Source organism: Bradyrhizobium sp. IAR9, from assembly GCF_013408065.1.
GTDB lineage: Bacteria > Pseudomonadota > Alphaproteobacteria > Rhizobiales > Xanthobacteraceae > Bradyrhizobium.
Genome location: NZ_JACBZW010000001.1, coordinates 1,101,417 through 1,123,786 on the forward strand (window position 1 = coordinate 1,101,417; position 22,370 = coordinate 1,123,786).

The 22,370-nt window shown below is 65.7% G+C and carries 18 protein-coding genes; 2 read left to right on the forward strand and 16 right to left on the reverse strand.

The genetic code is table 11. The features are described 5' to 3' along the window. Window positions 1-13 precede the first annotated feature (13 nt). The 11 genes from GGD67_RS05215 to hydA form a co-directional block, all read right to left on the reverse strand. Entirely contained in the window at window positions 14-937 is a 924-nt protein-coding gene (locus GGD67_RS05215; RefSeq protein WP_018315995.1) for an ABC transporter permease, read from the reverse strand. Further along, window positions 934-1,875 (reverse strand): ABC transporter permease, encoded by a 942-nt coding sequence (locus GGD67_RS05220; RefSeq protein WP_018315994.1) that lies wholly within the window; start codon window positions 1,873-1,875, stop codon window positions 934-936. Before GGD67_RS05220 ends, GGD67_RS05215 begins: the two co-directional genes overlap by 4 nt. Before the next feature lie 17 nt (window positions 1,876-1,892). Beyond that, window positions 1,893-3,494 (reverse strand): ABC transporter substrate-binding protein, encoded by a 1,602-nt coding sequence (locus GGD67_RS05225; protein WP_179731291.1) that lies wholly within the window; start codon window positions 3,492-3,494, stop codon window positions 1,893-1,895. A 141-nt stretch (window positions 3,495-3,635) separates the two neighbouring features. Then, window positions 3,636-5,306, reverse strand: a complete 1,671-nt coding sequence (locus GGD67_RS05230) for an ABC transporter ATP-binding protein (RefSeq protein WP_179731293.1) — start codon at window positions 5,304-5,306, stop codon at window positions 3,636-3,638. Further along, complete coding sequence (locus GGD67_RS05235; protein ID WP_018315991.1) at window positions 5,303-6,151, reverse strand: ABC transporter permease; 849 nt, start codon at window positions 6,149-6,151, stop codon at window positions 5,303-5,305. The genes GGD67_RS05230 and GGD67_RS05235 overlap by 4 nt, the downstream gene beginning before the upstream one ends. After that, window positions 6,148-7,182, reverse strand: a complete 1,035-nt coding sequence (locus GGD67_RS05240; RefSeq protein ID WP_026201579.1) for an ABC transporter permease — start codon at window positions 7,180-7,182, stop codon at window positions 6,148-6,150. Before GGD67_RS05240 ends, GGD67_RS05235 begins: the two co-directional genes overlap by 4 nt. Before the next feature lie 28 nt (window positions 7,183-7,210). Continuing rightward, window positions 7,211-8,830 carry an ABC transporter substrate-binding protein gene (locus GGD67_RS05245; protein WP_179731295.1) on the reverse strand — a complete coding sequence of 540 codons (1,620 nt, stop codon included), beginning with the start codon at window positions 8,828-8,830 and terminating at the stop codon, window positions 7,211-7,213. A 107-nt stretch (window positions 8,831-8,937) separates the two neighbouring features. After that, entirely contained in the window at window positions 8,938-10,374 is a 1,437-nt protein-coding gene (locus tag GGD67_RS05250; protein WP_179731296.1) for an NAD(P)-binding domain-containing protein, read from the reverse strand. Beyond that, window positions 10,371-11,120, reverse strand: a complete 750-nt coding sequence (locus tag GGD67_RS05255; protein WP_179731486.1) for an SDR family oxidoreductase — start codon at window positions 11,118-11,120, stop codon at window positions 10,371-10,373. Before GGD67_RS05255 ends, GGD67_RS05250 begins: the two co-directional genes overlap by 4 nt. 1 nt (window position 11,121) lies before the next feature. Then, window positions 11,122-12,096, reverse strand: coding sequence for an NAD(P)-dependent oxidoreductase (locus GGD67_RS05260; protein ID WP_179731298.1), 975 nt, complete (start codon window positions 12,094-12,096; stop codon window positions 11,122-11,124). Window positions 12,097-12,112: 16 nt separating this feature from the next. Next, the gene (gene hydA / locus GGD67_RS05265) at window positions 12,113-13,582 is read right to left on the reverse strand and encodes a dihydropyrimidinase (protein ID WP_179731300.1); all 1,470 of its coding nucleotides are present in this window, start codon (window positions 13,580-13,582) and stop codon (window positions 12,113-12,115) included. 56 nt (window positions 13,583-13,638) lie between these two features. On the opposite strand from hydA, the gene GGD67_RS05270 reads away from it, so the two are divergent. Continuing rightward, complete coding sequence (locus GGD67_RS05270; protein WP_179731302.1) at window positions 13,639-14,301, forward strand: aspartate/glutamate racemase family protein; 663 nt, start codon at window positions 13,639-13,641, stop codon at window positions 14,299-14,301. Here the strand turns inward: GGD67_RS05270 and GGD67_RS05275 are convergent. The 5 genes from GGD67_RS05275 to GGD67_RS05295 form a co-directional block, all read right to left on the reverse strand. After that, on the reverse strand, window positions 14,298-14,966 hold the full coding sequence (locus GGD67_RS05275) for a flavin reductase family protein (RefSeq protein WP_179731304.1): 669 nt from the start codon (window positions 14,964-14,966) through the stop codon (window positions 14,298-14,300). The genes GGD67_RS05270 and GGD67_RS05275 overlap by 4 nt on opposite strands. Next, entirely contained in the window at window positions 14,963-15,895 is a 933-nt protein-coding gene (locus tag GGD67_RS05280; protein WP_018315982.1) for an N-carbamoyl-D-amino-acid hydrolase, read from the reverse strand. Before GGD67_RS05280 ends, GGD67_RS05275 begins: the two co-directional genes overlap by 4 nt. 130 nt (window positions 15,896-16,025) lie before the next feature. Further along, window positions 16,026-17,321 (reverse strand): aspartate aminotransferase family protein, encoded by a 1,296-nt coding sequence (locus GGD67_RS05285; protein WP_179731305.1) that lies wholly within the window; start codon window positions 17,319-17,321, stop codon window positions 16,026-16,028. A gap of 10 nt (window positions 17,322-17,331) precedes the next feature. Beyond that, entirely contained in the window at window positions 17,332-18,912 is a 1,581-nt protein-coding gene (locus GGD67_RS05290; RefSeq protein WP_179731307.1) for a hydantoinase B/oxoprolinase family protein, read from the reverse strand. Next, entirely contained in the window at window positions 18,909-20,918 is a 2,010-nt protein-coding gene (locus GGD67_RS05295) for a hydantoinase/oxoprolinase family protein (protein ID WP_179731309.1), read from the reverse strand. The genes GGD67_RS05290 and GGD67_RS05295 overlap by 4 nt, the downstream gene beginning before the upstream one ends. Before the next feature lie 586 nt (window positions 20,919-21,504). Here GGD67_RS05295 and GGD67_RS05300 point away from each other — a divergent pair. After that, entirely contained in the window at window positions 21,505-22,329 is an 825-nt protein-coding gene (locus GGD67_RS05300; protein WP_179731311.1) for a helix-turn-helix domain-containing protein, read from the forward strand. The last annotated feature ends 41 nt before the right edge of the window (window positions 22,330-22,370 follow it).

Sequence of the window (22,370 nt, forward strand, 5' to 3'; positions counted from 1 at the left end):
TGATCAACCCCGGTCAGAGACGCTTGGCCATGCGCGGATCGAGCGCATCGCGGAGACCGTCGCCGAGTAGATTCACCGCAAGCACGGTGACCGAGAGGAAGGCCGCCGGAAAGAACACGATGTAGGGCTTGACCTGCCACAGCGCGCGGCCCTCGGCCATGATGTTGCCCCAGGACGGAATGGTCGGCGGCGTGCCGGCGCCGATGAAGGACAGGATCGCCTCGGTGATCATGGCACTGGCGCAGATATAGGTCGCCTGCACCAGCATGGGCGCAAGCGTATTGGGCAGGATGTGGCGCAGGATGATCATCGGCGTGCGCGTGCCGCAGGCGATTGCGGCATCCACATAAGGCTGCTCGCGCAGCGACAGCACCACGCTGCGCACGAGCCTCGAAACGCGCGGGATCTCGGCAACGGTGATGGCGAGGATGACGTTTCCGACGCTCCCCCGCGTCAGCGCCATCAGCGCGATCGCCAGCAGGATCGGCGGGATCGACATCAAGCCGTCCATGAACCGCATCAGGATGCCGTCGGCCCAGCGGATGAAGCCGGAGACCATGCCGATGGCCAGGCCGGCCACGGATGCGAAGATAGCGACCGACAGGCCGACCGTGAGCGAGACCCGCGCACCGAACAGTACGCGTGAATAGATGTCGCGGCCGAGTACGTCGGTGCCGAACCAGAAATCGGCCGACGGCGCCCGGGTGCGCTTGGCGGGGGCGAGCGCGGTCGGGTCGACCGTCCAGAGATAGGGCGCAAAGATCGCGATCAGGACGAGCGCCAGCAGCAGCGCGCCGCCGATCGCGACCGTCGGATGGCCGCGCAAGAATCCGACGAAGCCGCGCCGGATCGTGACCGGCCGCAGGATTTCAGGCAGTTGTGGCGCTAGGACGAGGCCGGCCGGAAGCGATTGCGGATTGACGGTCGTATCGGTCAATAGCGGATCCTCGGGTCAACGAGCGTGTAAATGACGTCGATCATCAGATTGACGAGGACGTAGACGAAGCTGAACAGCAGGACGATGCCCTGGATGACGGGATAGTCACGGCGCAGGATGGCATCGATCGTGAGCCGGCCGAGGCCGGGAATCGCGAACACGCTCTCGGTCACCACCGCGCCGCCGATCAGCAGCGCGATGCCGATCCCGATCACGGTCACGATCGGCACCGCCGCGTTCTTCAGCGCGTGAATGAACAGGATGCCGCCCTGCCCGAGGCCCTTGGCCTTGGCGGTGCGAATATAGTCCTGCTGCAACACTTCGAGCATGGCGGCGCGGGTGATGCGCGCGACCAGGGCAATGTAGACGCAGCCGAGCGCGATCGCCGGCAGGATCAGGTTCTCGAGCCAGGGCCAGAAGCCTTGGTTGAGGGGCGTATAGCCCTGCACCGGCAGCCATTCGAGCTCGAGCGCGAAGATGTAGGCGAGCATGTAGCCGACCACGAACACGGGCAGCGAGAAGCCGAACACGGCGAAGCCCATGATGACGCGGTCGATCAGGCTGCCGGCCTTCCAGGCCGCCACCACGCCGAGCGGCACCGCCACCACGATCGTGAGCAGCAGCGTGACGATCATCAGCGACAGCGTCGGTCCGAGGCGCTGCCCGATCATCGCCGAGACCGGCAAATTGGTGAAGATCGAGGTGCCGAGATCGCCGTGCAGGATACGCCAGACCCAGCTTCCGAACTGGACCAGGAAGGGGCGATCGAGACCGAGGCTCTGGCGGATGCGCTCCACATCCTCCGGGCTCGCCTGGTCGCCCGCGATCACCACGGCGGGATCGCCCGGCGCGATGTAGAGCAGGCTGAACACGAACAGCGCGACGATGGCCATGACCGGCAGGGTCGCGACGATGCGACGGAGGATGTAGGAGAGCATCTGGCCTCAACGGACGATCATGCAGACTTCGACACGCCCCAGAAGAACGGCAGCGGCCCCTTGGTGATGCCGGAGACGTTCTTGCGCCAGGCCGTGTAGGTCAGGAAGAAGCCGGTCGGCGCATAGACGACATCCTCGAGCGCGGCCTTGTTGACCCGCCCGATCGCCGCCTTCTCCTCCTCGAGATTCTTGGCGTCGAACCAGGTCGTGATCTCCTTCTCGGTAGTCGGGCTATTGGGCCAGCCGAACCAGGCCTTCTCGCCATTGGCGCGGATGGCGGTGTAGGCGGCGGGCGTGATGCAGTCGGCGCCGGCATGCCAGCTGTGGAACATGTTCCAGCCACCCTGCCCGGGCGGCGTCTTCGCCGCGCGGCGCGAGCCGACCGTGCCCCAGTCGGTCGCGACGAAGTCGACATTCATGCCGAGCCGCTTCAGGAGATCCGCGGTGACGTCGCCTTGCGCCTTGGTGATCGGCTGATCCTGCGCCACCAAGCAAGTCACCGGCTGGCCGGAATAGCCGCTTTCGGCCAGCAGCTTCTTGGCCGCTTCGAGATCGCGCTTGCCCTTCAGGATCTCGCCGCCGAGCTCGCTGTAGAGCGGGGTGTCCGGCGTGAAGAAGCCGGGCAGCGCCTTCCACAATGCGTTGTCGTCGCCGACGATCGCGCGCATGTAGTCTTCCTGGCTCATGGCCATCAGCACCGCGCGCCGCGCCCGCACGTCGTTGAACGGCGCGAACAGATGGTTCATGCGGAACGAGCCGATATTGCCGAGGGGATCGCCGATATCGACGCTGATGTTCTTGTTCTTCTTCAGCACGGGCACGAGATCGGCGATCGGATTCTCCCACCAGTCGACTTCACCGTTCTGCAACGCGGCCGCCGCGGTGGCCGGATCCGGCATCACGATCCATTCGATGCGATCGAGCTGCATCTGCTTGCCGCCTGCGAGCCACGACGGCTTCTCCTGGCGCGGCACGTAGTCGGCGAACTTCTCGAACACGGCCTTGGCGCCTGGCACCCATTCGCTCTTGGCGAACTTCATCGGCCCGGAGCCGACATACTCGGTGATCTGCTTGAACGGATCCGTCTTGGCAATGCGCTCGGGCATGACGAAGGAGCACGGCGCGTTGTTCTTGGCGAGCGCGTAGAGCATTTTCGGAAAGGGCTGCTTCAAGACCCATTTGAAGGTGCGGTCGTCGACGACGGTCAATTCCTGCTGGTTGGCGAGGATCATCAGGCCCATCGGATCGCGCGCAGCCCAGCGCGACAGGCTCGCGACGACATCCTTGCTCAGCACCGGCTCGCCGTCGTGGAACTTGAGACCGGGGCGCAGCTTGAACGTCCAGATCTTGCCGTCGTCCGAAGTCTCCTCGGACTCGACCATCTGCCGCTGCGGCTGCAGCTGCGCGTCGATGCCGTAAAGCGTGTCCCAGACCAGCGCGGCGGCATTGCGCACGACATATTGCGTGCCCCAGATCGGATCGAAATTGGCGAGATTGGCTTGCGGCACGAAGCGGAGGGTGCGGGCTGATGCGCCCTGCGCGATCGCCGGGGCCGAGAGGCCCGTCAATGCCAGACCGCCCGCGCCAGCCAGTCCCTTCAATACGGTCCTGCGATCCATGAAGTCCTCCCGTTAATGCCGTGATGCCGGCCATCGTTGGCCAAGAGCAGGTGAAACCAGAACCCGTTGGCGTGCAAATGGTATGCCACTAACCGGACCTTCGCCAGCGGGATCTCAATGTCTTTTGGGCCGGCCCAGGCCTCACAGAGCTGCCGCCAGCATCTCGCCAGTCTCGATATGCGGGATGGCCTCGACCAGCTTGCGCGTGTAGTCCGTCTTCGGATTGTCGAACAGCGCCCGGCTCTCGCCCTGCTCGACGATTCCGCCATTGCGCAGCACGATGGTGCGGTCGCAAAGCATGCGCACCACGTTGAGATCGTGGCTGACGAACAGCAGCGCGATGTCGTTCTCGCGCCTGAGGCGGTCGAGCAGTTGCAGCACAACCGCCTGCACCGAGACGTCGAGCGCGGCAGTCGGCTCGTCCAGCACCAGCAGCCGCGGCCGGCAGGCGATAGCGCGGGCGATGCCGACGCGGGCCTTCTGGCCGCCGGAGAGCTGGTGCGGAAAGCGCGGCAACAGATCGAGCGGGAGCCCGACCCGCTCCGCGCATTCTTCCACCCGTTCGCGCAGCGCCTCACCCGCCCGCATGCCGCCAAGCCGGATTAGGGGGTGGGCGATACAATCGAAGGCCGTAAAGCGCGGATTGAGGCTCTCGTTCGGATCCTGGAACACCATCTGGATGTCTTTGCGCAAGGGCGAGCGGTGAAAATCGCGCGAGGCCACGTGACCGATCGAATGCCCGTCGAACACGATGTCGCCTTCGCTCTGGTCGATCAGCCGGCAGATCATCCGCGACGTCGTGCTCTTGCCGGACCCGGACTCGCCGACGAGACCGACGCTCTCGCCACCGGCCATCGTCATCGAGAAGTCGGCCACGGCAGCAGAGCCCTGGTCGAAACGCTTTGCCAGTTTTCGCACCTCCAGGAGCGGCGGCGTGCCGTGCGCGAGCTCCGCTCGGGGCTTGCCGACGACAGTCGCGTAGCGCTCCCTCTCCTCATCCGTCACAAGGTCTTCGATACGGGACGTCGCGGTCGGCGATGCCGCGACCAGGCGCCTGGTATAGGCATGCTGCGGCGCGCTGAAGAGTGTCCTGGGACTCGCTTCCTCGACGATGCGGCCACGTTCCATCACGGCAATACGGCGGCAATAGCGCGCCGCAAGCCCGAGATCGTGCGTGATCAGGATCGTGGCCATGCCGCGCGCGGCGGCGATATCTGCCAGGAGATCCATCACCACCTTCTGCGTGGTGACGTCGAGGCCGGTGGTCGGCTCGTCCGCGATCAGCAGCGCGGGATTGCAGGAGATCGCGATCGCGATCATGACGCGCTGGCACATGCCGCCGGAAAGCTCGTGCGGATAGGCGTTCATCCGCGCCTCGGGCTCGCGGATCTGAACGGCGCGCAGCAAATCCAGCGCCTCGCCCCGCGCTGCCTCTTTCGAGATGCGCTTATGGGTGAGGATCGCGTCCGCGATCTGCAGGCCGATGGCCCGGATCGGATTGAGCGCCGCCCGCGGGTTCTGGAAGATCATCGACATGGCGGCGCCCTGGAGCTGACGAAGGTCATCGCCCCTGAGCTTGGTCACGTCCTGCCCGCGAAACAGGATCTTGCCGCGGGTAACGCGGCCGGCCGCGTCGAGCAGCCGCGTCGTGGCAAAGCCGGTCACCGACTTGCCCGAGCCGCTCTCGCCGACAAGGCCGAGCATCTCGCCCTTCTCGACCGTGAGCGTCGCGCCGCGCACGGCCTCGACCATGCCGCGACGCGTCGAGAACGCGACGTGGAGGTCGTCAATGCTGAGCAGCGCCTGGCTCATGTGCGCATGCGGGGGTCGAGAATGTCCCGCATCCCGTCCCCGAGGAGGTTGAAGCACAGCACGGCCATCATCAGCGCCAGCCCCGGAAATGCGACCAGCCACCAGCGCCCGGTCGAGATGAAGCGCGCACCTTCCGCGACCATGATGCCCCATTCCGGCGTCGGCGGCTTGACGCCCAGACCGATGAAGGACAGGCCCGCGGCGTTGAGAATGGCCCAGCCGAGGTTGAGCGAGATCTGCACCGCCATCGCCGGCAGGATGTTCGGCAGCAGGAAGCGCAGCACCACCGAGAAATGGCTCTCGCCGCAGGCCCGCGCCGCCTCGACCCAACCAACATTCCGGCGGACATTGACCTCGGCCCGCGCGAAGCGGATGTAGAAGGGAAGATTGATGATCGCGGTTGCGATCACGATGTTCTCGATCCGGTTGCCGAGGGCTGCGACCATGGCCATCGCCAGCACGAACAGCGGAAAGGCCATCATCACGTCGACGAAGCGGCCGACGCCGCGATCGAGCCGACCGCCGGCATAGCCACAGAACGATCCGACCACGGCACCAATCGCGAAGGAGATGCCGACGGCCGAGACCGCAATGGCGAGATCAAGACGCGCGGCGATGATGAGACGGCTGAACACGTCGCGTCCGAGCTGGTCGGTGCCGGCGATGTGCGCCGCGCTCGGCGGCAGCAACGCCTCCGAGACGTTGGAGGCTACGGGATCGTAAGGCACGATCCACGGTCCGAAGATCGCAACCAGCACGAACAGGAGTACACCGGTGGCGGCAACGGCGGTGAGCGGGTTGCCGCGCAGGATCCAGACCGAATGACGGAGAGTTGCGCTGGTCATCCGATCGACACCCTGGGATCGGCGATGCCGTAGCAGATGTCCACGACCAGATTGACCAGCACGAACAGGCTGGCCATCAGCAGCACAAAACCCTGCACCGGCGCATAGTCGGAGGACAGCAGCGCATCGAGCGCGTAGGAGGCAACGCCCGGCCAGGAGAACACCTTCTCGACCAGCACATTGGCGCCCAGCATGGTCGAGAACACGATGCCGGCAATGGTGATCACGGGCAGGATCGCATTGCGCAGGGCGTAGGTCACGACCACCTTGCGCCAGGACAACCCGACCGAGCGCGCGGTGCGCACGAAGTCGCTGCCGAGCGAGACCAGCATCGAGGCACGCGTGATCCGCGCCAGCGGCGCGATCACGAACAGCGCCATGCTCACCGCCGGCAGGATCAATTGCTTGCAGGCCGCCCACCAGCCCTCGAAATCACCGGCGAGCAGGAAGTCGATCGAGAGAAACCCGGTATGCTGCGGCGGCAGCGAAGTAAAAACGTCGATCCGCCCCGTCGGATCAGGTGCAAGGCCGAGCAGATAGTAGAAGACGTAGATCAGTAGCAGGCCCGACACGAAGGTCGGCACGCAGACGCCGAGCGCGCAGAACAGCCGGACGCCGTGATCGACGACCGAGCCCGGCTTCAAGGCCGCGACCACGCCGAGCGGCACCGCGGCGATCAGCGCGATCAGGAGCGCGGTGAAGGTGAGCTCGAGCGAGGCCGGCAGCCGCTCGCGCAGATCCTTCAGCACCGGCTGCCCGGTCATCATGGAGCGGCCGAGATTGCCGCGGCCGATGTCGGAGAGATAGAACACGAGCTGCTCCGGCACCGATTTGTCGAGCCCCATCTGCTTGCGGATCTGCTCGATCTCCTCCTTGCCGGCATTGGGTCCGGAGGCGAAGAACACCGCGGGGTCGCCGGGCAGGACGCGCATCAGGAGGAAAGTGAAGACCAGAACACCGAACAGCGCCGGCAGCGACGACAGCAGCCGCCTGCCCGCCCGCACCATCGTTGCGCCAAGTCCGGTCCTCACCTTCTAGAGCTCCTTTGGACTGACGCTATCACTTGCGGCTGACGTCGCGATAGTCGACCTGGCGGTGGAACTCGTAGGTGTAGCCCTCGATCGAGGACGCCATCACCGCATCCTGATTCGGCTGCCACAGCATGATTTGCGGCATCAAATCGAAATGCATCGCGTTGAGCTTGCGGCCTGCTTCCTCGTACTTCGCCTTATCCGGCTCGAAGCGGGCTTCCTGCGCGATCGCGGCAAGGTCCGGGTTGTTGATCGAGCTGTAATTCCAGCGCTGATTGCCGGTGTAGAAGTTGCGGTAGAAGTAGTCCGTGGACGGCAGCCACGCGACGATGCCTTCGGTGTAAAAGGGCAGCTTCTTCTCGTTGATCTGCGTCGACATCTGCGCATCGGGCAGCTTCTGGATGTCGACCTTGATCCCGATCTTGGCAAGCGACTCCTTGACCAGCGCCGCCATCGGCTCGGCGGTCGAGGCCTGGCCGACGTTGAAGCTGAAGGTGGTCGAGAAGCCCTCGGGGAGCCCTGCGGCCTTGAGATATTCCCTGGCCTTGTCGAGGTCGATCTTGACGGGCTGCTGGAACGGATAGATGCCGTTCAGCGGCTTGCCGTCCGGCCAGCTCGCACCGAACAGCGGCGCGCCGCGGCCGAACAGAGCGGCCTTGAACATGTCGTCATAGGGCAGCGCGAAGGCGACGGCGCGGCGGACATTGACGTTATCGAAGGGCGGGATCTGGTTGTTCATCGAGACGAAGGTGATCGAATTGTATTGCGGGGTCGAGATCACCTTCAGCTTGCCCTTGGCCTCCAGCGACTGCACGTCGCTGGCCTGGAGATCGACCACGAGATCGGCATCGCCGCGCTCGACCAGATTAGCGCGCGTCGCCGGCTCCGGCACCGACTGGATGATCACGCGCTTGAAGAACGCCGGCTTATCGGGCGAACCGCGATTCCAGGCCTCGTTGCGCTTGACGATCACCTGCTCGCCCGGCTTGAACGTCTCGATCACATAGGCGCCGCTGCCGGCGGTGTGCTCCTTCAGCCAGGCGGTGGCCCAGGGATCATCCGCGGTCGCGTGCTCCTTCGCTACCTTCGAATTGATGATCATGGGATAGACGGTGGCGAGGTTCGGCAGCGCGAGCTTGTCGGGCTTCGGCAACGTCACCTCGATGGTGAGAGGATCGATCACCTTGAACTGGTCGGCCGACGTCAACGAGCCCGTAAGCAGCTGCGCCTTGCCGAGGATCGGCGCGGTGACGCAGCGATCGAGCGACCATTTGACGTCCTCCGCCGTGACCGGCGAGCCGTCCTGGAATTTTGCGTCCTTGCGCAGGCGGAAGGTCAGCTTCAACCCGTCGGGACTGACGTCGTAGGATTCGGCGAGCTCGCCGGTGATCTTGTCGAGATCGAACACCCATTTGCCGTTGAGCTGCTTGCGGCCGAACGCCACCAGCCGGTCATAGGTGCTCATGCTCAGCGCGAACGATTCCCGCGTCGAGCCGGGGATGTTGGGATCGAGCGTGTTGACGGATGCGCCGGTGACATAGCGCAGCGTCTCCGCCCGGGTTTGCGCCTGCGAAGGCGCGGTGGCGACGAGCAACAGCGCAGTGGCGGCGAGCACGGAGGACGCCGGCCTGAAAGACACAAAACGCATTCGTTTTCCCCAAGATTTCGACAACAACGTCAACAAGGCAGGTTAAGAAAGAAGCAAGTTGCGCGCCAGTCTCGCAGAGGCGCATCGTCGCGGCGGCGCATGGATGATCATCGCGCTTCTCCTATTTTTCCCGCCCTCCGCGTGACCACGGCCTGCGGCACGTCGTAGGCGCTGAGCGAGGCCCAGTGCCGCGCAACATCGGCGCGGAACAGGCCACGCGTCAGGCCGTGGACCAGCTTCGGCACGGCCGTCGTCATCGCGTTGATAGATGACCCCGACGGGCCGAAACTCATGGTCGAGGCGATGGCGAACAGATGGATGTCGGAGATCCACGGCGTCTCGCCCGGCACGCGTTCGGTGAAGGCGTAATCGTCGGCGAGATAAGGGAAGCGGCCGAGCCGCGCGTTGCGCTCGTGGTCCGGCGGCTGGTAACGGTCGGCCCAGGTCGCGATATTGCCAGAAAATCGACCGAGCTCGCCGCGCGCGGCAAAGTTCATATCGATGCCGGTGCCGCAGATGACGAAGTCCGCCGCTATGGCGCCAAGCGGCGTGTGCAATTCAATACCTTTTCCGGTCGCGCACGCGGCCTCGATCGGCGCGCCCTCATGCAACGTGAAATTGGCGTGGCGCGCGCAGCGGTCATAGGTTGCTTGCGGGAATCCTTCCCGCATTTCGAGGATGGTGCGCATGAAGCGCCAGCGCCAGGCATCGTCGAGATCGCTGAGATGGCGCAGAAAGCCGCGGAAGGTCAGCCAGCGATAGGGCTGGATCACCTGGATCTGCGCGCGCCGACAGAGCAGGTGCACCTCACTGGCGCCCGCCTCCAGCGCCGTGGCCGCATTGTCGAAGGCGGATGCGCCGGCACCGATTACGGCGACGCGCTTGCCGCGAAGGTTTTCGAAATCGATCTCGTCGGCGACGGTTGCGACCGAACGTGCCGGCAAATCGCGCAGCGGCTCCGGGATCATCCAGCCGCCCATGCCCTCCTGTCCCGTCGCCAGCACGATCTTGCGCGCATGGAGCGTCTCGACGCCATCGGCACTTTTCACGACGGCAGCCAGCAGGCCGTCGGCCGCTGGCGCAATCTTCAGAAGCTCGCAGCCGTTGCGCACAGGCAGGTCTATCGTGCGTCGCAGCCAGAGCAGATAGTCCGCCCAATGGCCGCGCTCGATCAGGCCAAGCCCCTGCCAGCTCTCCTTGCCCAAGCGGGCTTCATGCCAGGACTGATAGGTCAGGCTCGGGATATCGAGGTCGGGCCCCGTATAGTCCTTCGGGCTGCGCAAGGTCGGCATGCGGGCATAGGTCAGCCACGGCCCCTCCATCCCCTCCGCGGCCTTGTCGAGCAGCAGGATGTTGCTGACGCGGGAGCGCATCAGACCGAAGCCGATCGCCACGCCGGATTGGCCAGCGCCGACGATGAGCACGTCCAGCGCGGGCTTGCAGTCCGGGCCCATCTTCGGTTCGAGCCAGGCGGCGCCGGGATGCGCGATCCGCGCGAGATCGGCGCGAATGCCCGCTTCGAGCTGTGTCAGCGCATCACTCATGCCGCGAGCCATCCCCCGTCGACCACCATCACCGTGCCGGTCGTGAACGAGGATGCGTCGCTCGCCAGATGCAGCGCGGTCTGCGCGATCTCCTCAGCCACGCCGACCCGCTTCATGGCATGGCGGTTGCGGGAGGCTTCGCGCACCTCGTCGGCGTTGCCATGCCGGGCAAAGCTGCGGCGAAGCATCGGCGTGTCGATCGCACCCGGCGCGATGGCGTTGACGCGGATGCCGTCGGTGGCGAAATCCACCGCCATCGTGCGGGTGAGGCTGACGATGGCGCCCTTGGCAGCGATGTAGGCACTGTTGCCCTTGCCGCCGGCGATCGCGAGTTGCGAGGCCAGCGTGATGATGGAGCCGCTGTTCTGCCGCTGCATCTGCGGCACCGCGGCCCGCGCCCACAGCCAGGTGCCACCGACATTGGTGCGGAACACGGCATCCCAATCGTCCGGATCCGTGGTCAGCACCGTGCCGCCGACGGAAAATCCGGCCGCCGTCATCAGGATGTCGAGCCGGCCGTGCCGAGAGACGACGTCGCTTACGACAGTCTTGGCGAATGCGGCATCGCCGACGTCGCCGATATGCGTCGTGGCCTCGCCCACCAAGCGCAACGTCTCTTCGAGCCCTGCGGCGTCGCGATCGACCAGAGCGAGACGTGCGCCTTCCTCTGCGAACAGCTTTGCGCTGGCGCGGCCGATGCCCGAGCCCGCTCCGGTGATAATGGCCGTGCGCCCCTGCAGCCGCATGTCAGATCCCATCCTTGTGCTGCATCCACCAAGCGCTCATCGCAGCGGCCGACTCCGCGCAGCCGAACCGGGCGCGCCAGCCGAACTCATCGGCCATCCGCTCGACCGACAGCGGCACCCGATCCCCGCCATGGAGCTTGATGAAGGTCTTTTCTCCAGGAGACGCGAGCCGACACACCAGCCCAGGATGCAGGGCCGCAAACGCCTCGCCCCATTGCAGCGCCGACCAGGCCGCACCACTGGAGATGTTGTAGAGCCGGCGGCGCGGCCGCTCGGCCTCGATCAGCACCGCCACCGCTTCGGCGGCGTCGGGCGCGTAGGTCCAATCCTTGGTGCCCGGCGCGGGAAGGAGCGCCGGCTCACCGCGGGCGAACTCGGCGAGAATCTGGAACTGGAGGCTTGGCGTATCGCGCACTGAGCCGGGTCGCTCCCACGGACCGAACACGGCACTCAAGCGGACACTGAGGAAGTCGCCGCCAAAGAGCTCGGCATGGCGTGCCACGGAGTGCTCCGAGGTGAACTTGCTGATGGCGTAGAACGAGACGGGATCGCAGGGCGTTTCCTCGTCGAGCACCTGACAGCGCTGGCCCGCAGCGCCGTAAGCCGATGCCGACGAGAGATTGACGACGCGGCGAACACCATGGCGGATCGCGGCTTGCAGGATCGGAATCTGCGCCATCACGTTGATCTCGAGAACGCGCGCCGGCGATGCGCGTTCGAGGTCATCGCCCGCGGTGACCGCAGCGCCGAGCACGATCGCATCGCAGCCCCCGGCGATGAGGGCCTCGATGGCCTCGGCGTCGGTGATGTCGCCCTGAACGACCTTGAGCCGCTCGCGACGATCGGCCAGCGATCGCTGCGCAGTCTTCGGCAGCGGCGCGCGATCATACAGCATCACCTCGTGCCCGCGCGCGAGCAGCACCTCGGCGAGGTTGAGGCCGACAAAGCCGGTGCCGCCGAAGATGACGATCTTCATCGCGCGCGATCCACGATCACAGCAGTTTGGCCCCGAAATTCCGTTCCGGATCCATGTCGGCGACCAGCCGGCCCGTCGGCTTCGCCGCCTCGCCGCCGCTGCGCGCCAGGAATTTTCCGCTGCCGGCGCTCGCGAGGCACTTGTCGCCGTCGACGATCACGCGGCCGCGCGACAGCACCGACACCGGCCAGCCCTTCAGCTTGCGGCCCGCGAACGGCGTGTAGCCGGCGAGGTCGTGCATCATCTCGTCGGCGATCACGGTCTCTCGGTTGGGATCCCAGATCGCGATATCGGCATCGGCGCCGACCGCGATCGAGCCCTTGCGCGGGTGCAGATTGTAGATCTTGGCGGGCGCGGTCGAGGTCAGCTCGACGAACTTTTCCAGGCCCAGCCGCCCCTTCGAGACCATCGCGTCGAACAGCAGCGGCAGCCGCAGCTCCAGTCCCGGCAGGCCGTTCGCGACCTGCTTGAAATTTGGATTAGGGCCGGCGCGCAGCTTGCCGGTCTCGTCAAAGCGATAGGGCGCGTGATCCGACGAGATGGTCTGGAGGTCGCCGAGCGCCAGCGACTGCCACAGCGCCTCCTGATCTGCATGCGTGCGCGGTGGCGGGCTGCACATCCATTTGGCGCCTTCCGAGCCAGGCTTGTCGAGATCGGCGGCGGTGAGGAACAGATATTGCGGACAAGTCTCCGCGAACACCTTCAGCCCCTGCCCGCGGGAGTCGCGGATCACCTTGGCGCCTCCGGCGGTCGAGACATGGAAGATCATGATCGGCTGGTCGATCAGCGCCGCCATGCCGATCAGCCGGGTGAAAGCTTCCGCTTCCGACACACGGGCATGACTGACGGCGTGGTATTTCGGCATGGTGTAGCCGCGCGCGAGCAGCCGCTTCACCATCCAGGCGATGATGCCGTGGTTCTCGGCATGGGCGCACAGCATCGCGCCGGACTGGCGCGCCGCGAGCAGGATGTCGAGCAACGGCTCGTCGTCGACCTTGAGCCGGTCATAGGTCATGAAGATCTTGATCGAGGCGTGGCCCTGCTTCACCAGCGCCGGAATATGCTCTTCGACCGTCTCCTTGGTCGCGTCCGCAATGATCATGTGAAAGGCGTAGTCGATCACGGCGCCCTTCTTCGCCAGCGCGTGATAATCCTCCACCACCTGCGGCAATTTCATGCCGACATGCTGGGCGGCGAATGGGATCACCGTGGTGGTGCCGCCGAAGGCGGCAGAGACCGTCGCGCTCTCGAACGTGTCGGCATTCATGATGCCGGCGGCCGACAGCTGCTCGATATGGGCGTGGCTGTCGACGCCGCCAGGCAGCACCAACTTGCCGCGCGCATCGATCTCGCGCCTGGCCGCCGGAAGTCCGCGGCCGATCGCCGCGATGGTCTCGCCGGAGATGGCAACGTCAGCCTCGAAGACATCGGTGGTGGTGGCGACGCGTCCGCCGCGGATGATCAGGTCGTAGGTGGGTTCAGTCATGAGGCACTCCGTGATAGGCTTTGGGCAAATGATCTCCGTTTCGTAGGAAGACCATCATGTCCCGGCCACGCATTCTCGTCATCAATCCGAACTCCAACCCTGCAGTCACGCAAGGGCTGGAGGAGGCCTTGAGGCCGCTCGGTTTCGAGGGTGGGCCGGAACTGGTCTGCCAGTCGCTGGCAGAGGGTCCGTTCGGCATTGAGAGCCAGGCCGACGTCGACGGCGTCGCGATGCCGCTGCGACGGCTGGTCGAAAGCGACAACAGCTCTTCGGCATTCGTCATCGCCTGCTATAGCGATCCCGGCCTTCAGGTCTGCCGCGAAGGCACGGAACGGCCGGTATTCGGCATTGCCGAGTGCGGCGTGCTGACCGCGCTCGCCCGCGCCGAAACGTTCGGCGTCATCGCCATCGCGCAGCGCTCGATCCCGCGCCACATGCGCTATCTCAGGCAGATGGGATTGACCGATCGCCTCGCCGGCGAGCGGCCGCTCAACATGAGCGTTGCCGAGACCGCCTCGGGCGAAGGCACGCTGGCGAAGATGATCGAAATCGGCCGTGCGCTGCGCGACCAGGACGGCGCCCGCGCCATCGTGATGGGCTGCGCCGGCATGGCGCGCCATCGCCGCCCGCTCGAAGACGCGCTGGGCATTCCCGTGATCGACCCGACACAGGCGGCCGTCACGATGGCGCTGGGCACGGTGCAGTTCTCGGCTCACTAGGCGTCCTTCAGCTCTTTGGCGTCCTGCCGCGCGCGCCATTGCGCATGGCTCTCGCGCGTCAGCGAAAAAACATCCCGTTGGGTCGTGTAGAGATTGCCGAACATGCGGCCGATCGGCCGGTAAGCGTCGAGATCGACATACATGTTGGCCTCGTCGACCAGGCCCTCGCGAGCGTGAATCCTGAGCACCTCGCCAACCAGCAGCTCCCGGTCGGGCGAGAAGTTCAGCACGACATGACGCCGGCATTCGAGCGCGAAGGGTGCAGCGGCGAGGCGCGGCACTTTCACATCGACGGAGGGAAGCGTCGCAAGCCCGGTCGCCGCGACCTCGCTGTCGCCCGAAGGGAAATCGACCGCGCAATCGTTCATCGCGACCGACAGCGCCTCGTCCACCATGTGCACGACGAACTCGCCGCCGCGATGGATGTTGCGGGTGGTATCCTTCGGCGAGTGATCCGGCTTGTGCTGAAGGCCGAGCACGATCAGCGCGGGGCTCTCGGAGAACACGTTGAAGAAGCTGAACGGGGCCGCATTGACCGCCCCGTTCTCGTCCAATGTCGTCACCAGCGCGATCGGCCGCGGCACGATTACGCCGCAGAGCAGCTTGTAGCGATCGCGCGGATCAAGCTCGCGCAAGGAAATGCCATTATCCGACATCGGCGTCATTTCTCCGGCGGCGGCACCGCGCCGGTTTGGCTGGTGATCAGGCCGTAATGCTCGATCCGGCGATGCTGCGCGAAATTGAAGATCGTGGTCTTGCCGAAATTTGTGGCATCGAGATCGCAGGGATGGAGCAGGAGCTCATCGTCCTCCGTCCTGGCTTCAGTAACGATCTCGCCGTTGGGATCGACGATCAGGCTGCCGCCGAACAGCGGGTGGCCATCCTCATTGCCGGCCTTGGCCACCGCGACCACCCAGGTCGAATTCTGATAGGCGCCGGCCTGCACGGAAAGGCGGTTGTGAAACAGGCGCTTCTCGACGCCCTCCTCGCTCCGCTCCGCGTTGACGGAGGGCGTGTTGTAGCCGATCAGCACCATCTCGACGCCCTGCAGGCCCATCACGCGATAAGTCTCCGGCCAGCGCCGATCGTTGCAGATGGCCATGCCGATGATGCCACCCAGCTCACGCCAGACGTTGAAGCCGAGATCGCCCGGCTCGAAATAGCGTTTCTCCAGATGCTGGTGCGAGCGCTTGGTGTCGTACTCCACATGGCCGGGCAGATGAACCTTGCGATATTTGCCGACGATCTTGCCGGACTTGTCGGTCAGGATCGCCGTGTTGAAGTGATGGCCGTCCGGTGTCAGCTCCGCATAGCCGAAGTTCATCGCCATCTGGTGCTGCGCTGCGCGCTCGAATAGCGTCTTCGTCGCCGCGTTCGGCATCTCACGCTCGAACCAGATGTCGAACTCGGCGCGGTCCTCCGCGTACCAGCGCGGAAAGAATGTCGTCAGCGCCAGTTCCGGATAGACGATCAAATCGGCGCCCTTGCTCTTGGCTTCGTCCATCAGCGCGATCATGCGCTTGACCACGACCTCGCGGCTGTCGGCCTTCTGGATCGGACCCATCTGGGCGGCGGCAACATTGACGATACGCATCAGCGATTTCCCGGTGATCTCTTGGAGGAAGTGAAAGCTTCAACGAATTGCCGGCGCGTGCAGCGTAACGCGGCACCGCCGAAGGTTTCCAGCCGGATGGGTTGGACAGTTTTTGTGGCGCGATCGGCGCTCATCGGTGCTCCTCGTCGGCAACATCGAGGCCATGATCGAGCGCGTCCAGAAGCTGGTCGGCCTCGTGCTCCGAAATGACGAGCGGCGGTGCCAGGAACAGCGAAACCTGCTCGCCACTGGTTCCGATCACCGCGCCGGCTTCCAGCGCCCGCGTCGCGACGCGCGAGGCGATCGGCACTTCCGTGGTGTCGGCGTGCCAGGAGCGCCAGTCCGGTCCGTGCAGCTCCACCGTCCAGTGCAACCCCTGCCCCGCCACGCGCTGCACGCTGGGATGTTTCCGCGCGATCGCGAGCAGGCGGCGGCTGAACAGCTTTTCGAGGCTCTTCACATGCTCGAGAATCTTCTCTTCGCTGATGACCTTCAGGTAGGCACTGACGGCGGCCATGCTGATCGGATGGCCGCGCAAGGTGCCGTAGTTTTGCCAGCTCGTGCCATTCAACCGCTCGACGATCTCTTTCGACACCACGACCGCCGCCACCGCGGCCGCGCCGCCGCCGAGCGACTTTCCGAGCGTCACGATATCGGGGCGACTTTCGGCGCCCTGAAACGCGAACCAGCGCCCGGCGCGGCCCGCGCCGGTGACGACCTCGTCGGCGATCCAGTATGAGCCCGCTTGTCGCGCGCAGCGCGCCACCTCGTCCTGATAGGCACCGTCGTAATAGATGCCGCCCTGGGTGTAGTCGATGATCGTTGCGGCGGCATCCGACAACAAACGCGTGGCGTCGGCCAGATATTCGCGTGGCGGCTTGTTGCTGGCCGGCCCACCGTAGATCGCACCATCCGGCGCCGGCAGGATTCGCACCGACGCCATCGGCGCCGGTAGCCTGGAGCCGCCGGAGTGCACCGCAAGGCCGCCATGCCATTGCGGCTGCACGGTCATGCTGCGCGACAGGCCCGTGATGCCGTGATAGGCACGCTCACGCGTCGCTAGCGCCGAGCGCTGCGTCAAGGCCTGGCAGAGCGACAGCGCCATGTCGTTGGCCTCGCTGCCGCTGATGCAGAATCGCACCGCGCCGACCCAATCCTCCTCGCCGGCAAAGGCGATGGCCATCAGATCGTCGGCGGCCTGCTCGCGGCCGACCCAGGTCCAGCCCTCGTTGACCACGGGCGTATCCGCCGCGCGGCGGATCGCCTCCACCATCGCGGGATGACGGTGACCGAGACCGCCGCCGGTGTTGCTGCCGTCGATGAGCTTGCGGCCGTCCGCAAGATGAAAATAGACGCCCTCGCCGCCGACCACGGCCATAGGCGCGCTCTCGCCCGCGTTCAGTCCGGTTCGCAATAATTTGCTCATCGCAATCCTCTCACTCCGCAGCTTCAGCGCCGTAGCCACCGCCGCCACAAGTCTCGACGGTGACGAGATCGCCGTGCTGCAGCACGAGGTTGGATTTGCCGTCGATCGCGACGTTTGCGCCCTGCCTGACAAGCGAGATGCGACAGGCCTTGCCGGGTTCACCGCCCTGCATGCCGAACGGCGGAATCACCATCCGCTCGATGCAGGTGGTCAGATGCATCGACGGAGCCAGAATGCGGTAAGCACGCACGACTCCATCGCCGCCGCGGTGGACGCCGGCGCCGCCGGATTGCCGGCGGATGGCCTGCTGCTCGAGGCGGATCGCGTAGTTCGCCTCGATCACCTCGACCGGCGTGTTCGAGGTGTTGGACAGATGCACCCGGGTTGCCGAGATGCCGGCCCGGTCATGGCGCGCGCCTTCGCCGCCGCCGTGGACCTCGTAGAGCATCTTCCAGGAACCGTCCTGCCGCGGCTGCGCAAAGAACAGGACGCCCGCAGTGGTCGCGCCGCCCGCGGACAATCGTTCGGGGATGGTGTCCTGCATGGCGCGGAAGATCGCATCGACGATGCGCATCGACGTCTCGTGGTTGCCCGCGGCGACGGAGGCCGACCAGCCGGGCTCCAGGATCGAGCCCGGGCGGGTGATAATGGTCAGGGGGCGCAGCGCGCCGGCATTCTGCTGCATGTCGCGCCCGCTCATGATGCGGGCGGCATAGGCGACCGCCGAACGCGCCATGAACGGCGTCGTGTTGCAGAAATTCGAGACGCGGTCACAGCTCCCCGAAAGGTCGAAGGTCGCCTCGTCGCCGGCAATGGTAATCTTGACGTGGATACGCGCGGGCGCGTCGTTCGCGCTGCCGTCGTCCAGATGGTCCTCGCCTTCGTAGACGCCATCCGGCAAGGCGCGCAACGCTTCGCGCATCTCGATTTCGGAGAGGTCATGCAGGCGCGACTGCGTCGCCGTGAACACCGCCTTGCCGTGCTCGCGGCAGAGATCAACGATGCGCCGCTCGCCGGCCTTGGTCGCCGCGATCTGCGCAAGCAGATCGCCCTCGCCGGATTCGGGGTCGCGGATATTGGCCTTGAGCAGTTGCACAATCGGCGCGTTGACGCCGGCTGCAGTCGCGATCAGCACCGGCGGGATGCGCATCGCCTCCTGGAACGTGTCGATGGCTTTTGCAAAATAGCTGCCTGGCCAGGTGCCGCCGATATCGGGCCAGTGCGCGAGGCTGACCGCGAACGCCACGATCTCGCCGTCGACGAAGACGGGGCGCACGACCTTGACGTCGTTGAGATGATTGCCGCCGAGCGCGCCGACATTGTAGATCACGACGTCACCGTCGTTCAGGCTGTCGCGCGGCACCACCTTCAGCAATTCGGGGACCGTGTAAGCCATCGCGCCAAGGTGGATGGGGATGTCGCGGCCCTGCCCGACCAGGCCGCCATGGCCGTCCGTGATCGCCGACGACAAATCGCCGGCCTCGCGCAGCAGCGGCGAGCGCGCCGACCGCGTCATCACCAGACTCATTTCCTCGGCCGCAGCGGAGAGCCCGTGCCTGATAACCTCGACGACGAACGGATCGAGCTTCATGTTGCCCTCCGCGTCAGGAACAGATTGCCTGCGGCATCAGGCTTCGCCTGCCAGCCCGGCGGCACCACCACGGTGGACCAGGCGTCTTCAATGATGGCCGGGCCGCGGACGGGGTCGGCCAGCGAGGCACGGTCGATGATCCCTGTCGCGATGTCGTGGAAGCCATCGAACGAACAGAGGCGCGTGCCTGACGACATCGCCCTGGCCGCCGTCGCCGGCCGGCTCACCACCGTTGTCGACGGCCGGCGCGCCTGTACCCGCACGGATTCGATGACGCAGGGCTCGCTCGTCGCATAGCCGAACAGCTCGTGATGCCGCGCCAGAAAATTGCTCTTGAGCCTGATCACGTCGAGCGGGAGTGCGAGCGGGACCGGAATGGCGTCGTTTTGCGCCGCGTAACGCATCAGCGCCACCAGCTCGATTTCGATCTCCGCCTGTGCGACACCGTTGGCGATCAGCGGCGCCGACGCATCGTCGATGAGCGCCCCAATGCGCTCCGATACACGTACGAGATCGATGCCGTCGAGACCGGCGCGCAAGGTTTGCTGCTGCAGGAAGCTGAAATCGGCGGTGAGACAGCCCAGCGCCGAGAACGCGCTCGATGCGCTGGGCACGACGACCTGCGCAATCCCGTAGAGATCGGCAAGCCCCGCGGCATGCATGGGGCCACCACCGCCGAAGGCGAGCAGCGTACAGTCGCGCCCGTCGATGCCGCGCTCGACCGTGACGCGGCGCAGCGCGCGGGCCATCGTCGCGTTGGCGACCTTGATGATGCCGAGCGCCGTTTCGGTCAGGCTCAGCCCCAACGCCCGCGCGATCGGCTCGATGACGCGCCTGGCCGCCTGGACGTCGATGCCGATCCGGTCGCCGAGTTTGGTTTCGGGATTGAGATAGCCAAGCACGGCGTTGGCGTCGGTGATGGTTGGCTCGGTGCCGCCGCGGCCGTAGCAGGCCGGACCCGGCTCGGAGCCGGCACTCTCCGGCCCGACGGTCAGGCCACCCGGGCCGCTGCGCACGATCGATCCGCCGCCCGCCCCGATGGAGTGAACCGCGAGCATCGGCTGGCGCAGCGGCTTGTCGCCGAGCATGCGGCCGTCGGTCATCTCGGCCTGACCGTCGACGATCAGGCACACGTCCGTCGTGGTGCCGCCCATGTCGAAGGTCAGCATGCGCGGCGTGCCAAAGTGGCGCGCGATGCTGACCGACGCCGAGACGCCGGCGGCCGGGCCCGACATCGCCATCACAAGCGGGCGACGCTTCACCGCGGAGATCGGGATCATCGCGCCGGCGGAATGAAACACCTGCAACCCCGGCCCGATCGGCAGCCGCTGCTCCAGCTCGCTCAGATATTCCACCGCAATCGGCATCGCGGCCGCGTTGAACACGGTCGCCGAAGTCCGCTCATATTCGCGTGCCTCGGGGTTGACCTCGTGCGACAGCGAGACATGGGCGACGACGTCCTTGAGGCGCTCGCCGAGCATTTTTTCGTGCACCGGATTGGCATAGGCGTGAAGCAGAGCCACCGCGACGCTCTGAACGCCGGCTTCCTTCAGCCAGGCCACCAGGCGCTCGATCTCCGCTTGCTCCAGCGGCTTCAGCACGTGTCCCTCGTGATCGAGGCGCTCGGCGAGCCCGAAGCAGCGCTCAGGCGGCACGAGCGGCGGCGATTTCGGCGGAATGTCGAGACGGTAGAGATCGCGGCGGCGATAACGCGCGATCTCGAGCACGTCGGCAAAGCCCTCGGTCGCGACCAGCGCCACCTTCGGCAGCCGGCCCTCGACGATAGCGTTGGTCACGCGCGTGGTGCCGTGGACGAAGCGCCTGACCTCGCTTTTGCGCAGGCCCACCGCCTCGATCGCTTCCAGCATCGCCTGAACCGGAGCGCCGGGGCGCGACGGCACCTTTGCGATCCGCGCCTCCGAGGAATCGCGCCGGATCGCGATGATATCGGTGAAGGTGCCGCCGATATCGGTGCCAACCTCCCAGTGATTTTCGGAGGAGCTCATGTGCGAGGGCAGCGACGGATGAGGTCCGAACCGGACGCCGGGCTGTTACCGTCCATCGCGACATCCAATGCCCAACCGAGAGCGCTCATCATGCATCCCTTGTCTTGCCATTGTCCGCGAGTGTGCGACAGAGCGGTCAGGTCGGGATAGAGCCAGAGTTGTCGCAAACCACCGGGCCGGCGCCGCGAGCCGCAAATTCGGTTGCACGTTTTGGTGCAGCTCTGCCCGCGCGGAGAGCATGCAGATGTCGATTGCTGGACACCAGCAGAGTGCATCGCACCACGGATTTTTCGGCGCAAACCGTCACGTCCGTTGCAGTGCAATCGCAACGTCTAAAATCATCTGTCTAATTTGCAGGCGATCGGACGCGAGGTTTGTATCCTATGAGCTATGCACGCCAGGCGGCACAGCCTTTCTTTATTGTACGGTCAGTAAGCGAGGATATCGTCTCGCAAGCAGCGCCGCGATCCGTTGGACAAGCTCGTTAGAAACCATCGAGATTCGGACGTCCTGCGTTGAAAGTCGCGATCGCGGGCCAGATATTGCCCGAACCCGCCAGTCATGTTCGGATCGACCATCACCTGCCATGCCCTTCTTCCGGCTCAACGACGACCATGTGAACCCCGATGATCTCGGGGATTTCGATCCAGAAAACGTGCCGCGCGCCGTCGCCGCTTTCGGGGGCCAGATGGTCACCAAGGGCATGGAGCTGGCCATGCACGAGCATCGCAAGGACGAGCTCGTCCTGACCATGCGCGGCCTCGTCAGGCTGGAGGCCGGACACGGCGTCTGGATCGTCCCGCCGCGCTGTGCGGTGTGGATTCCCGGGCATGTCCCGCACAGCGTCAGCGTCGCCGGCGACGTCGAGATGCATTGCCTGTTCGTCGAACCGGAGGCGGTACCGGCGCTGCCGCGGCAATGCTGCGCGCTGACGATCTCGCCCTTGCTCGAGCGTTTGCTGGTGCACGCCACCCACATGCCGGTGATGTACGATCTCGACGGCGCCGACGGCAGGATCGCCGCGGTGCTGCTCGACCAGCTGTCGCTGGCTCCCGCCGAAGAGCTGCGCTTCCCGATGCCGGCCGATGCCAGGCTGCGCCGGATCGCCAGCGCGATGATGACTGATCCTTCCGATCGCGCGACGATCGAGGATTGGAGCCGGCGCATGGCCGTCGCCCCGCGCACCCTCACCCGCATCCTGCAACGCGAGACCGGCATGAGCTTCGGCCGCTGGCGCCAGCAGCTCCACATCCTGATCGCGCTTCAGCGCCTCGACCAGGGCGCATCGGTCCAGGCGGTGGCGCTGGATCTCGGCTATGAGGGAGCCAGCGCTTTCGTCACCATGTTCCGCAAGGCGCTGGGCAAGCCGCCGGCGCGATATCTGGCCGAACGCCGCATCGGCGCACACTGACCGGAATTCGCAATCGATTGTCCCGTTCGCGGAATGCGGTC